This window comes from Polaromonas sp. YR568 (assembly GCF_943369415.1).
Lineage (GTDB): Bacteria > Pseudomonadota > Gammaproteobacteria > Burkholderiales > Burkholderiaceae_C > Polaromonas.
Genome location: NZ_CALRNF020000049.1, coordinates 1 through 13,039, shown reverse-complemented (window position 1 = coordinate 13,039; position 13,039 = coordinate 1). Strand labels below are relative to the sequence as shown.

General features: G+C 66.2%; 13 protein-coding genes and 1 pseudogene. All 14 read right to left on the bottom strand.

The window, feature by feature from the left end:
• Window positions 1-31 precede the first annotated feature (31 nt).
• Window positions 32-1,033, bottom strand: a complete 1,002-nt coding sequence (locus ACLV74_RS23220) for a FecR family protein (protein WP_411881793.1) — start codon at window positions 1,031-1,033, stop codon at window positions 32-34.
• Between the two features lie 121 nt (window positions 1,034-1,154).
• Window positions 1,155-1,661, bottom strand: coding sequence for an RNA polymerase sigma factor (locus ACLV74_RS23215; protein ID WP_411881792.1), 507 nt, complete (start codon window positions 1,659-1,661; stop codon window positions 1,155-1,157).
• A 31-nt stretch (window positions 1,662-1,692) separates the two neighbouring features.
• Window positions 1,693-2,340, bottom strand: coding sequence for an energy transducer TonB (locus ACLV74_RS23210; RefSeq protein ID WP_411881791.1), 648 nt, complete (start codon window positions 2,338-2,340; stop codon window positions 1,693-1,695).
• Between the two features lie 258 nt (window positions 2,341-2,598).
• A complete protein-coding gene (locus tag ACLV74_RS23205; RefSeq protein WP_411881790.1) occupies window positions 2,599-2,892 on the bottom strand; it encodes a hypothetical protein in 294 nt (97 codons plus the stop codon).
• Window positions 2,893-2,928: 36 nt separating this feature from the next.
• On the bottom strand, window positions 2,929-3,501 hold the full coding sequence (locus ACLV74_RS23200; RefSeq protein ID WP_411881789.1) for a YbjN domain-containing protein: 573 nt from the start codon (window positions 3,499-3,501) through the stop codon (window positions 2,929-2,931).
• Between the two features lie 75 nt (window positions 3,502-3,576).
• Entirely contained in the window at window positions 3,577-4,515 is a 939-nt protein-coding gene (locus ACLV74_RS23195) for a peptidylprolyl isomerase (protein ID WP_411881788.1), read from the bottom strand.
• Between the two features lie 97 nt (window positions 4,516-4,612).
• A complete protein-coding gene (locus tag ACLV74_RS23190) occupies window positions 4,613-5,332 on the bottom strand; it encodes a hypothetical protein (RefSeq protein ID WP_411881787.1) in 720 nt (239 codons plus the stop codon).
• Window positions 5,333-5,342: 10 nt separating this feature from the next.
• A complete protein-coding gene (locus ACLV74_RS23185) occupies window positions 5,343-7,145 on the bottom strand; it encodes a putative porin (RefSeq protein ID WP_411881786.1) in 1,803 nt (600 codons plus the stop codon).
• A gap of 44 nt (window positions 7,146-7,189) precedes the next feature.
• Complete coding sequence (locus tag ACLV74_RS23180) at window positions 7,190-7,891, bottom strand: hypothetical protein (protein WP_411881785.1); 702 nt, start codon at window positions 7,889-7,891, stop codon at window positions 7,190-7,192.
• 13 nt (window positions 7,892-7,904) lie between these two features.
• Window positions 7,905-8,315 carry an ExbD/TolR family protein gene (locus ACLV74_RS23175; RefSeq protein WP_411881784.1) on the bottom strand — a complete coding sequence of 137 codons (411 nt, stop codon included), beginning with the start codon at window positions 8,313-8,315 and terminating at the stop codon, window positions 7,905-7,907.
• 14 nt (window positions 8,316-8,329) lie between these two features.
• Complete coding sequence (locus tag ACLV74_RS23170) at window positions 8,330-10,117, bottom strand: DUF2341 domain-containing protein (RefSeq protein WP_411881783.1); 1,788 nt, start codon at window positions 10,115-10,117, stop codon at window positions 8,330-8,332.
• A gap of 111 nt (window positions 10,118-10,228) precedes the next feature.
• Window positions 10,229-11,893, bottom strand: coding sequence for a ShlB/FhaC/HecB family hemolysin secretion/activation protein (locus ACLV74_RS23165; RefSeq protein WP_411881782.1), 1,665 nt, complete (start codon window positions 11,891-11,893; stop codon window positions 10,229-10,231).
• Between the two features lie 280 nt (window positions 11,894-12,173).
• Window positions 12,174-12,587 (bottom strand): hypothetical protein, encoded by a 414-nt coding sequence (locus ACLV74_RS23160; RefSeq protein ID WP_411881781.1) that lies wholly within the window; start codon window positions 12,585-12,587, stop codon window positions 12,174-12,176.
• 152 nt (window positions 12,588-12,739) lie between these two features.
• Window positions 12,740-13,039 (bottom strand): annotated as a pseudogene (locus ACLV74_RS23155) (hypothetical protein); the annotation flags it as partial.

The following is a 13,039-nucleotide window of genomic DNA, read 5'->3' as shown; positions in this document are numbered from 1 at the left end:
TGTCCCCGGCCACGGGGCCCGGGCATTGCCATCAACTCAAGAGCACGATGCCGCCCGGGAGCGACGTCACCTCCAGCTTGAACAGCCGCTGGATCTGCGTGATGGCTTTGTCCAGGTCGCGGATGTAAAACTGCCCGCTCACCGGCCGGCCTTCGAATTGCCGGCTCAGCAAAATGACGCGCCCCGGGCGGTAGCGGTTGATTTCGTCGACCACCTGCGCGAGCGCCGTGCGCTGAAAACTCAGCAGGCCGTCGCGCCACGCGGTCAGCACCGCCGCATTCACCCGGCGCACGGGTTGCAGGATGCCCTGCCCATAAGTGACCTGCTGCTCGGCCACGAGGTTCACCCGCTTGCCCGCCACGGCCACCTGCACCAGCCCGTCGACGCAGGTCACGCATATACCGCCCGCCACATGCCGGACTTCGAAACTGGCATCCATCGCCTGCACGCTGCCCGCAGCAGCGAACACGGTGAAGGGACCGGCCTTCGCGCCGATGTCGACGGCGACCTGGCCGTCGATCAGGTCGACACCGACCGGCCGGCCGCCATCGCTGCGCACGCTGAGGCTGCTGCGCGTGCTCAGTTCCACCGTGACAGCATCGCCCAGCGCCAGCTTGCGCTGCTCGCCGACGCCGGTCGTGTAGTCGGCCTGCAGGGATTCCAGCGAAGGCCAGAGCGCCAGCGGCGGATGCACCACCAGGACACCGACGGCCGCAGCCGAAGCCAGCGCGACGCCGCCGGCCAGGAATCGCCGCCGCGAGGCCGCGCCTGCGAGCCGGGCTTGCGGCCGTGGCGCGGTACGCAAGGCCATCAGTTCAGGGTCGTTCGCGCCCGCCAGTTCGGCCGCGCCGCGCACGGCTTGCCACTGCCGGTGCGCCGCGGTAAAGGCGCGGCGATTGGCCTCGCTGGCGCGGCACCAGCGCTCGAGCGCGCGCGCGTCCCCGGTGCGCGCCGTGCCCGAAGTGAGCCGTCGCACCCAGACGCGGGCCTGCCGCTCCGGCAAGGCGAGGTCGTCTTCGCGCTGATGCTTCATCACACCCTTGTCTTTCCTGAACCCGCAGGCCGCCCGGCAGACATTGCCGCGGCAGCATGCGAAGCTTCCATCAAGACATAGACGGTTCTCGCGCCCAAAAACTGTACGGTGAAATCCCTGCTCACTGCATATGCTCCATCAAATACTCATGCGCGCGCTTGAGCTCGCGGTCCACCAGGCTCAGCGACACGCCCAGCCGGTCGGCCACTTCCTGCCTCGGCATGTCGTCGACGCGGATCAGGATCAGGATGTTGCGGCGGCGCTGCGGCATCTGCGCAATCACGGCTGCCAGACGCTCCGCTTCCGAACGCGCCTCGGCGGTCTGCGCCGGCCCGGGCATGGGGTCGGCCAGGTTTTCAAACAACTGCTCCACCTCTTCGCCGCTGAGGAATCGGCCGTCGGCGCGCAGGCGGTCCAGCGCCGCGTTGGTCGCCATGCGCATCAGGTAGCTGAGGGGATACTGGACCGGCTCACGGGAGTCGGGCGTGCTTTCAAGGCGCAGCCAGGTGTCCTGCAACGCGTCGCCGGCCAGGTCCACGTTGCCCAGCTGCAGCGTGAGGCGCCGCTTGAGGTCGTCGTAGCGCTTCAACATGAAGTCGCGCAGGACCAGCAGGCTGGATTGGCTCATGGCGTGCGGTACGGGGTGACGAGGGCCGGGCTCAGCGCGGCGCGCATTCGCGGGCGGCGCCCGCGCGTTGCGGCAGGATGAGCATGACGAAGGAAGACCCGGCATCTTCCGGAACACGGCCGAGGTCCACGGAACCCAGCGCCGCCAGCACCGCCGCATCGCGGCCGGCGTCACCGGTGGTATCCAGCAGGAGCGGCGCTTCGACACGGCCCTGGCGGCCCAGCCTGAAGCTGATCGCGATGCGGGCATCGCCGGCGGCCAACAGCGGCTCGCGGCAAAAAGCTTCACGCACACGCGCCTGCAGCAGACCGTCCAGGCCCGTATCACGGGTCGCCGGCGTTGCGGCGGCCCAGGAGGCGGAGGGTTCCAGTATGAATGCATCGACCGCCGTGTAATGCACGTCGAGCCCGGTGTGCTCGATCAGCAGGCGCAGGGCCGCGTCCGGCGTGTACAGGCCGGAGACGGCATTGGACAGGCGGTTTTCCGTGAACTCGGCGCCGTAAAAACCCGAGAGGCCGCTCACGGCGCCGAAGGCTTCCAGTGCGGCTTGCAGCGGCTGCGCCGGAATGTCGAACTGCATGCGTTGGCCGGCGCGTGTTTTCGCGGCGTCAGCCGCAAGGCCCAAAGCGCGAGGGCGCACGGCTTGCGCCGGCCCGCCGGCGGCCTGCACATCCATCATCAAGAGGCATCCGGCAAGCGCCACGGCGAGAGCGGCTGTTCGGTACATAGGCGGCGGGAGGGCATGTTCGGTCAACACCTGTTAGAAAGCTGGCCGCACAACTCTCCGTCGACGAATGGGTTGCAGCTGGAGTGCCAATGCTAGAAAAAAAATATGACGTGGTCGTGACCAGTCGCTTGAGGCGGCAGTAGCAGTTTGTCAGGCGCATGAGGGTATCGCGCAGTGCGGCTTGCCGGCGGAAACCTCCCTGTCGTTGCCCTACCCCGCCAGCCCATCCCTGCGGTCTTCTTTTTCCGCCGCCGGCTCCGCGGCTTCATCCTTGCCGGGCTCACCATGCGCGCGCCTGGCACGAACCAACTCCGCCTGGGAGATGTCGAATTCGTCCATGGATTCGACCAGCAAGCCCAGGAAGGTGGCGCGCTGGCGACGCCAGAACAGCGCGGCGCGCCGCGTCCGTTCCAGTTCATGCGTGAGAGTGGCGTGGCGGACTTGTTGCTGTGCGATGGCCTCCGCCGCCGCGGCCTGTGATGCGTCTTCAGGTGTCTTGCTCACATCAGTGCTCCGCGGCGCAAGCCGTCAGGCCGCCGCTCAAGCGTTGGCGGTGGCGTCGGCGCCTTGGGACGCGGCCACGGCTGTATCACCGCCCTGTGAATCCGTTGCCGACGGCGCGGCGGCGGGCTTGAAATTGCGCAGGTGCAGGAAGAACTGGCCCATCATCTGGGTCCAGAGCTGCATGGAAACCACCAGGTGCGCGGGACTGATGCCCCCGGCGGCCAGCACGTCCATTTCCAGCGCGACGAAATCACCGTGGAGCGCGGCGCGCGCGAAGCGTTTGGTGCGGTGCCAGTCGGCCAGCACTTCGCCGGGAAGCGTGCCGCCCTGCACACGCAGCGGGCAGCTCAGGGTGAAGTCCGCATACTGGCCGGGCGACAGGGCGCTGCCCCACAAGACCTGGAAACCCACGCCGTGGCTGGCGCTGTGGAGGTACACGACACCGTCCTGTTCAATCGCGGTGACGGCGCAGCCGGCGGCCTTGATGGCATCCGACACCTGCTCCGGGTTGACGAAAACCAGCAGTTCACCGGTCATGACGGGTGCATTGCCTTGCGGAGTTTGCGCGCCGGTCTGTTCGGCGTTTTCTTGGATGGAATTGTTGGTCATCTGGGATCCTGAAAAAAGAAGAGGTAAGCGGGGAGAAAATCGGCGCGGCATGCGTTACGCAAGCCGCGCCTGCCATCAATTGACTTTTTGCAATGCGGCGTCGAGCGCGGCGTTGTCGATGCTTACGCTGGTTTCGGGCGCGAGCTTGGCGAGGTAGTCGCGCACCATGTCCTGCTGGCGTTGCTCGCGCAGCGCAAGGCGCAGGCGCGGCTTGACTTCTTCCAGCGTGGCGGTGCGGGCGGCTTGCGACTCGACCAGCTTGATCACGTGGAAACCCGACTCCGATTGCACGGGATCGCTGACCTGGCCGGCCTTGAGTTTGGACACAGGCTCACGCATCTCCGGCAACATTTGCTCCAGCGGCAAGGCGCCGACGTCCCCGCCGCGCTCCGCGCTGCGTGGGTCCTGCGAGCGGGCTTTGGCCAGCGCGGCGAAATCGCCCTGGCGCGCCTGGGCGGCCACGCGTTTGGCCTCATCGCGAACCTTGGCCACCGCGGCCGCGTCGGCGCCGGCCGGCGTTGCCAGGAATATCTGCGAAACGCGGTAGGTCGCCGGAATGTTCAGGCCGGGTTTGGCTTGTTCATAAGCGGCGACTAGCTCGGCGTCGGAAGGGTAGCCGGCCGGCAGTTGCGCGATGGATTCCAGGTAGGTGCCGCTCACGATGCGGGCCGTGATCTCGCGGACCGAGGCGTCGATGCGGCTCTTCACTTCAGGGCGGGCAGCCCAGTTCTTGCTTTGCGCTTCACGCAGCAAGGCTTCGCTGGCCACGCGCTGGCGCAGCCAGCTCTCGACACCGGCGCGGTTGCCCTTGACGGCGGCGCGCTCGGCATCCGGCATGCCTTGCAGCAGGCGTTCGACTTCGGTCTGGCCTATGGTCACGGCGCCCAGGCGGGCCACCACGGGATCGGACGCGCCTTGCGCGGCGGCGGCGCCCACCAGGGACGCCAGCAACACGCCCAATACGGCATGGGCCACCGGCTTCAGGCACTTCAGGGTTTTGGCATTCGATTTCATTTGCTTCTCTTTCAATAGTCGTTGGTGAACCACAGCCGTGGCCATGCCGCTCATTACAGTACAGCTACATGACACAAGCACTGCGCCACGTCGCGCCTCACTTTGCCGGTGTTGCCGCGGGTGCGGCGGCGGGTGCGGGCGCGGCCACGCTTCGCGCGTCAAAACGGCCTTCATAGAGCTTGTCGCCATAGTCCTGGGCGATCTGCTCGTACTTGACGCGGCTTTGCGCGGCAAAGGGCTGGCGCGCGGCGATGACGCTGTTCATGTCCAGCGTCTCATAGGCGCGCAGGATTTCCTGCCCGACGGCATAGAGCTGCGAATTCTTCGCTTCGCATTGCGCCAGGGCCGCCTTCTGCTGCGAAGCCGTGCCGCCCAGGCGCTGGCGCTCGGCTTCCGAGGCGCGCGCCATCTTGAGCAACTCCTCATAGGCATTGCGGAACTGGGCCACCTGCGCGTTGGCTTTTTCCACGAGCTGGGCCTGCTGCTGGACGCTGTCACCCTGCTTGGCGCGGGCCTGGCGTTCAGCGGCCAGCTGGCCGCGGCTTTCCGCGAGTTCTTTTTTCAGGGTGTCGACGTCCGGCGAAGCCGCCGCGGAAGCGCCGGCGCTTTTTCCCGCGGCCGGTTGGCCGGCCTTGAGGACGGCCAGCTCGTTTTGCGCCTGCTGCAACTGCACGGTGGTCGCCTGCAACTGGGAACGCAGGCGGTCCTCCATGGTCTGCGCCGGCTGGCTGTGAGCAGACATACCCGTAAGGCCCGCCAGGCCAGCGAGCAGCAACAGCATGGCGCCGCGCGGCGCCAAGACTTTGAATGTATGCACAAAGTCCTCCTTAGAAACGTGCATTGAAGTCAACCTGCAGCGTGTCGACGGCAAACGGCGCGCCGAAGACCTGCTTGCTGGAAGTCCAGCGCGTGCTGAACCAGGTGTTCTTGGCCAGCGCGTAGGAAGCGCCTATGAAGTAACCCTTCGCGTTCGTGCCGCCCAGGTGGAAGGTCGAGTCGTTGTAGCCGTCGGGCATGGCATCGGGCTCGATGTGCTTGTAGCCGGCCATCACGTTCCAGTCGCCTTTCGCGCTCGGGCTCGGGTTGCCGAAAGTGGCCTGGATCATGTAGGCGTTGCCGCCGCTCTTGAAGTCGGCCTGGGTGGTGCCGCCGGTGCCGCCGAAGTTGTTGATGATGCCGCCCCGCGCGCGCGCGAACATTTCACCCTCGTTGTAGGCCATGTTGTTGATGTAGTTGCCGTCCAGGCGAAGGCCGTAGCCCGCCACCTTGGTGTCCCAGCGCAGGTTGATGTCCAGCAGGTTGAATTTCGAGGCCATGCCGACGTACTGCGGCTGCGCCGTGTTCGCCGGGTCGAGAGGGTCGAGCGCGATATTGCGCAGCAGCATCAGGGTGTTGCCCTTTTGCATGAAGGCCGGGCGGCTCCAGTCGGTGCTGCAGCCGTCGGCGCCGGCGTAGAGGGCGCACGGCTCGGAGACCTTGCCGCTGACGTTGTTGAACTGGTAGTAGGCGACCGCGCCGCGCAGGCTGTTTTCCTTGTCGAGCTTCCAGTTGGCGCCGACCTGGGCGCCCAGCAGCCACTTGTTTTCGCTGGACATCTTGTTCTGGCTGCGGTTCGGTGCGCTGTCGGACGAATATTCAAGCGGGATCAGGCCGACGGTGCCGAACACGGAAACATCCTTGTTGGCCAGGGTCTTGTCGAACTGCGCGGCGATGCCGTCGAAGTTCAGGTCGCCGGAGAACAGCATGTCGCTGGACATGAAGGGGTTGCCGAAGCGGCCGGCGGTGACCTTGGCCCACTCCGAGGGTTTATAGGACAGCCATGCCTGGTCCAGCCAGATGCTCTTCTTGCCCAGGCCGCCGCCCAGGGTCTGCGTGGTGGAAACCGGGCTGTCGTCGCTGCCCGTTGCCAGGCGCACGCCGGCCTGGGTGCTGTCGGAGATGTCGGCCAGCACACCCAGGCGGGCGCGCAGGCGCGCAAGGTTGCGCCTGTCCTGGCGCGTGTTGAGCAGCTGCGGCAACGCCACCGGGTTGGTGTTGGGGTTGATGTCGTAACCGGTTCCGGCGTTGATGGCGGCGTAATTGGTTTCGATGTTGCTGTTGTCGGACGAGAAGAGGCGCGATTCGTAGCGGGCGCGGATGTCGCCTTCGATACGGATGCGCTGCGTCCACTCCGGTGTCTCGTTGGGCGCCGCCCATCCCTCGGACTTGGCCTGCGCCATCACCTGGCCCTTGATCTCGTCGCGGATCTGGTCGCGCACCGTGTCGGAGATGTAGGGAACCCGGACATCGCCCGGCTCGGGGCGCAGCCCGCCTGCCGGCGCCGCGGCCGCGAGCTGGCGCTGCGCCTGCTGGGCCGCCATGGCTTCCGTCTGCGCCTGGGCCAGGAGTGCCTCCCCGACGTCCTTGGTCAGCGCGCCGCTTTGCACCAGCCCGCGAATCAGCCTGACCATGGCGGTCTCGGTGGGCGCGGCGGTTTGCGCAGACACAGGCGCGGCCATGAACATCATGGCGATGGCGGAGCTCAGCGCCAGGATCTGGGCCCGGTGCGCCAGTCGCGGATGGCGGGAAGGCGCGGACCCGGCAAACGCGGGGCCGGCATGCTTGGTAAGGAGGGCTGGGTGGTTCATCATTTTGGTCACAGGTTGTTAAGAGGGAAAGGAGGCGTCGCCCGGGCTCACTGGCGGCGGCCTCGCATGCTGAGGCGCATCGGCAGGCGCATCGAAGGCGGCGGCTGTTCGTCGATGCGCTCGACGCCGCGCAGCGTTGCCAGGATGAGTTCGTCGGTCTGGGCGTTGCCCGAGCTTTTGACGAGTTGCAGGCGCGTCGTCTTGCCGTCGGCGGCCATCCACAGGTCAATCGTCAGGCCGTCGAAGGACAGCGAACGGGTGCGCGGGTCCCTCAGCAGGATCTGCTGCAGGAAGTTCGACACGTAGTTGTTGTACGAACCGCCGCCCAGGCCGCCGCCGCCGGTCAGGCCGCCACCGCGCCCGGACTGGATGCCGAACGAGTCGTTGCCGGCCTGCGCATCGCTGTTCATCGTGACCGGGTCGCTCAAATCCTTGGCGGGGCTTGGCGTGTCTTCCGAGGGTTTCTCCACCGGCTCGGCCGGGGTCGGCTTGACCTCCGTCACCACCGGTTTGACGGGTTCAGGATCGGGCAGCTTTTCAGGTTCGGGCGGTGGAGGCGGCGGCGGCGGCAGCATCAGCATCGGGGTGGAAGCCACCTCGCGTTTGGTGCTCGCCATGTCCGAGAGCAAATACCAGACGACGGCGGCAAGAAGGGCCAGGACCGCCACACCGACGATGCTTCCCCCCCAGCGGCGCCAGATGTCGCCCGCATTGCGCAGCGGATGGGGATTGAGATGAAGGGAGGCCACGTTCTCATTCCCCTCAGGCAGGCTTGCCGGTCACCAGGCCGACCTGGTTGAGGTCGATGCGGCGCAGCAAGTCCAGCACCTCGACGACCTTGGCGTACTGGACGGCCGCGTCACCGCGCACGATCACCGGAAAATCCGGCGTGAGCGCTTTCTCGGTACGCAGGCGCTCTTCGAGCTCAGGCAGGGTCACCGGGTAGGCGTCCAGGAATACCCGCCCGCCGTTGTCGATGGTGATGGCCTTGGTCTTGGGCTTTTCCAGCGCCACGGACGAACTCGCCTTGGGCAGGTCCACCTTGAGGCCGGGAATGCTGGCATTGCTGGTCAGGATAAAAATCACCAGCACCACCAGCAGCACGTCCACGAAAGGCGTGATGTTGATGCCGCCCGCGCGTTTCTTGGTGCCGAATTTGGCTGCGTTTGCCATGGTCATCCGCCCCGTTAAGCGCGTTGGCCGGCGTGGGCCTGGCGGCCCTCGCCCTGCTCTTCGGCCAGGCGCGTGGAAAACTCATCCACAAAAACCGCCATGTCCGCGCCAATGGCGTCTGAACGCGAAGCCAGCCAGTTGTAGCCGAACAGCGCGGGAATCGCGACGCCCAGGCCGGCGGCGGTACACAGCAGCGCGGCGGCCATGCCGGGCGCCACCGAGTTGATGTCGACTGCGCCGGCCATCGCCGCCACGACGAACACCAGCATGATGCCGAGCACGGTGCCGAACAGGCCGACATAAGGCGCGCCTTCAATCGTGGTGGACAACCAGTTCATGCGCTTGGACATGCGCTCGTTCTCGCGCACCTGCACGCCGTCCATCGCGGCCCGGATGGCGCTGATGGTGGCGTTGGAGACGGCGTTGAGGTCGTAGCCGCGGTCATGGCGGCGGCGCAGTTCGCCCACAGCCACTTCATAGAGGCGCCAGAGCGAGGAGTCCGACTTCACCTCGGCGGGAATCTTGTTGCTCTTGGCCAGCGAATCCAGCGGCGCGCCGGCCGACTCGCGGAAGTAGCCCATGAAGACCTCGTTGGCGCGCGAGATCGCGCTGTAGCTGCGGCTCTTGCCGATCATGATGAACCAGGAAAAACCCATCATCAGACCCAGCACAAGCACCACGGCCCAGGCGTCCAGCGGCATGGCCGACAGAATGAAACCGAAGTGGCTTTTCCCCGCTTGCTGTTCGTCCGCGCCGAACTTGGTCATGCGGGACTCTGCACCTTGCGACACCGCATCGGCCAGCAGCAGGGCGTCGGCGCGTGCCACCTTGGACAGGCGCAGTTCGTCGATGGAGCCCGTGAAGGCCGCGAAGGCCGCCTGCGCGCCCGGCGTGGCGGACGCGGTGGCGTCGACGCCCAGGGAAGCGGAGGTGTTCAGCGCCGGCAGGGCGCCTTCCAGCGAAGCGGCGGCGCGGCCGCCGACGTAGAGCGCGACAGTCTTGCCGTCGGCCTTCAGCGCCAGGTGGGACCACTGGCCGGCCTGGATGGGCTGGCCCGGGTTGCTGCGTTTGCCGTTGACCTGCACGAAGGGAACGCCCTGGTCCAGTCCGATGACCAGCTCGCCCGCGCCGTCGCGTCGCGAGTAGATGACTTGCTGGGCGCCGAGCTTGTCGGGGTGGACCCATGCGCTGAAGGTGAAGGTATCACCGGCCTTTTGCGCCAGGGATGGCGAGGCCGGCAGCTGCAGCGCCGCCGTGCCGAGTTGCGCGCCCTTGCCGATCACGGCGCCTTCCAGGATCACTGCCGAGGTCTGCGCGTTGTTGCCGTAGGCCGTGGTGTCGCGCGGAGGCGCGCCGGCTTCGCCGAAGTGGTAGACCAGGGTGTAGTCGGGATCGAAGGTGCGCTGGCCGTTGCCGGACGCGGGCGCCTTTTTGTTGCCGTAATACATCCAGACTTGCTGCGGCGCACCGGCCGACAGCGCGGGAACCTCCACCCACACGAGCGCGATGCCGAGCAAAGGATCGAACTGCTCGACCTGGTGGTTCAACACGGTCTTGTCGTCCGCCGCGACAAAACGCAGGTCGGCGCCGTTGTCACTGACACCCTGGAAACTGAAATTGCCCGTGTGCAGGCGCACCAGCACCGGCGTGCGCCCGGCATCGCCGCCTATGGCGCCGCCCTGCGGGCCGGCGTCGATGGTGACGGGTTTGCGGTAAGCCCAGTCGGGCTGCCACCATGCATGGGCCAAGCTCGGCACTAAGGTGCTCAGCAGCGTGAGCGAAAGAAAGAGGATGCGTCGCATGAGAAGGGTTCTCCGAAGGCTCGTGGAAGGATGGAAGGAATGGAAGAAATGAAAGAAGGAAAAAAAAACGGTGAAACTTGAAGGTCCGGATAAAGGGTTGCCTGCGCCGCCTCAATAGGTGGCGTTGATGTTGAAGGTCACGCGCAGGTCGCGGCGCTCCGTGCGCGGGCCGTTCCTCAAGGGGTAGCCCAGGTCCAGCTTGCCGCTCACGCTGGTGCCCAGGCGAAAGCTGGTGCCCACGCCCACCGACGCGAGGGTGAACTCCTCGGTTTGCTGCGGCAGCGGGCTGCGCAGGTGCAGCTGGGCCGCATCCGCGAAGGCGTAGACGCGCCAGCCTTCCAACCATGGGTTGAAGTAATTCAGCGGTTTGGTGCGGTATTCCAGCGAACCCACCAGGCCGTAATCGCCGGTGGCTTCGGAAGACAGATAGCCGCGCACGGTGTTCGCGCCACCCGCCGCCATTTGCTCGCCGGAGACCAGCGGGGAGTCCGTCATCTGCCCGGCCAGGCGGTAACCGAGCTGCGAATCACCCTCGAAGGTGTAGCTGCCGTTCAGGTCGGCCTTGAGAACCATGAAACTGGGCGAGGCCTTGTAGCGCTTGTAGTCAAACTCCTGGACGGTGCTGCCGTAGCCCAGGAAGCTGCGGGTGCCGGCCACCATCGACAGCCCGACGCCGTACTGGCTGCGCTCACCCTGCATGAAGCCGGAATAGGCCAGCGTGATGGGGGCGTACTTGAGCGTCGAGGAATCGCCCGTGGCGCCCAGGCGCAGCGCTTCCTCGTTGCTCTTGAAGTCGACGCCTATGCTCATGCTGTGCCACCAGGCGCCGGAGTTGGGCACCGTGTAGGTCGCCTTGAACCCGAAGGCATGGCCTTTGCCGAGCACGTTGGTTCCACCCACCGTGGCCACGTTGCTGTCTGACTTGTAGCCCGAGGCCTCCAGGCTCCAGTTGGAACCGCGTATCGGCGCCATATAGGAGCCGGACCACACCTGGGTCTGGTTCAGGTCTTCGGGCGCGCCGTAGAAGCTGACCGATGCGACGTGGCCAAGCTGCCAGAGGTTGTCGTGGGACACCGAGGCGCTGGCGCGCAGGTGCTTGGTGTCGGCGCTGTAGTCGTTGTTGAGGCCGGCGCTCAAGCGCCAGGGGCTGCCGTCTTCCACCTTGAGGTCCACATCCATGGTGCCGGGGATCGCACCCTGCCTGACCAGCGGCATCACCTGGCGCTTGCCGCCGCGGTTGAGCTGGGCCAATTCGGCCTGCGCCTGGTTGAAGTCGGGAACCGCGCCCTCCTTCAGTGCCGGCACCTGGTCGCGCACTTCCAGGGGCGAGTTGTACTGCGCGCCGACGACGCGCACACGTCCCACCTTGGTTTCGCTGACCTGCAGGAACACGATGCCGCCCGTCACCTGCTGCTCCGGCAGGTCGACGTACACGGACTGGTAACCGCGCGCCTGGTACACGGCCAGCAGCGCGTCGCGCGCACTCTCGATATCTTTCATCGTGCGGCGCGGTCCGAGGAAAGGAGTCACCGCGCGTTCGATGGAGCGGGCATCCAGCACGGTGTTGCCGCGCACGATGTATTCCTGGATATCGACCGGCCGCGAGGCTGCCGCTTCCGCGGCCGCATCCGGCGCTACCGGGGTGGGCTGCGCGGCTTGCGCCGCCGGGGGCGCCGGGGCCTGCGCCAGCGCCGCCTCCTGGCCCGTCAATGCCGCCACGGCCAGGAACACGCTGGTCCAATAGCTGGGCGGGTTACTCTTCTTTAGGTCACGCATGTCATCAACTCAATTCTGAAAAACCAAACGCTGATAGGGTCCACCGGTACCGGATCACCGGTGCCGCTGAAGCTGCGAAAAATCGTGCGCAACAACAACCATGGTGAAGAGCGACCATGACGGCATTGCGTACAAAGGTATAGACGGCCAGGGAGGACCGCGACTGTCGTTTGTCACGAAATCTTCATAAAACTCTTTCGCGGCAAACAGCCTCCTGGCGGGAGCGGCGCAAGGCGGTTGGCAAAAAAAAGAGAACTCTTCCCGTCAAGAAAAAGTTCTCTTATTTTTTGTACCGTGCCGTGCTTGTCGCCTGCCCGCTTTCGTCATGGCGGTGACACGTGCTCCCGCCACCATTGACTGCCTGGTCCATGTGACGCAAAAATGAAAGCCGCAGGCACGCTATGGTTCGCTCAATCCCCGCCCTCATTTCCCTGGCACTGTTCAGCACTTTGCTGAACGCGCAACCGGCCCCCGCGGCGAGCGCGCCCGCCGCGGCTGACGATGCCGCGTCCTGTATCGAGGTAGAGGTGAACGGCGAAAAAACTCCCTCCTTCGCCTGCTTGACCCAGAAACTGCGGCCGGCCGCCGACGCGCAAAAAAATTCGCCGCCTCCGGCATTCGGGTCGGAGGCCATCATCCTGCGGCCCTCCAACCAGCTGGGTTTGTTCAACCGGGCGGCCACCAGCAACCGCATGGGCAACACCTTCGGCACTTCGGTGTACCCGCAGCGCCCGCCTCCTCAGGTTCCGGCAACGCCGTTGATTCCGAACGCCCGGCCGTGAGGCGGCAAGCTACAAACTGCCAACACCGGCCAGTTGAGGGAAGCAGCAGCCAGTCGCCGTCTGCTCAAGGCCGCCAGTTCCGACGCTCCTCAGGGCTTAGCTGTGCCTTCTGGGCCTCCGTCAACACGCCGGCGCCCAGCACCTGGATAGCACTGTTGGCGTTGTAGCTCACCGGCTCACCCCTGGCAGCGCCACGCGACGAACCTTGGGCGCCCTCCATGGGCTCGTTGCCGAAGCCAACCACACGCACGGTGAACACCGAGGGCAGGTTCTGCCGCGCCGCCGCGCGGTCGCGCTGCAGCATGTCCTGGGCCGCCATCGCCGCCTGCGAGGCCGCGGCGCCGGCGTTGGTCAGCGCGCCGAT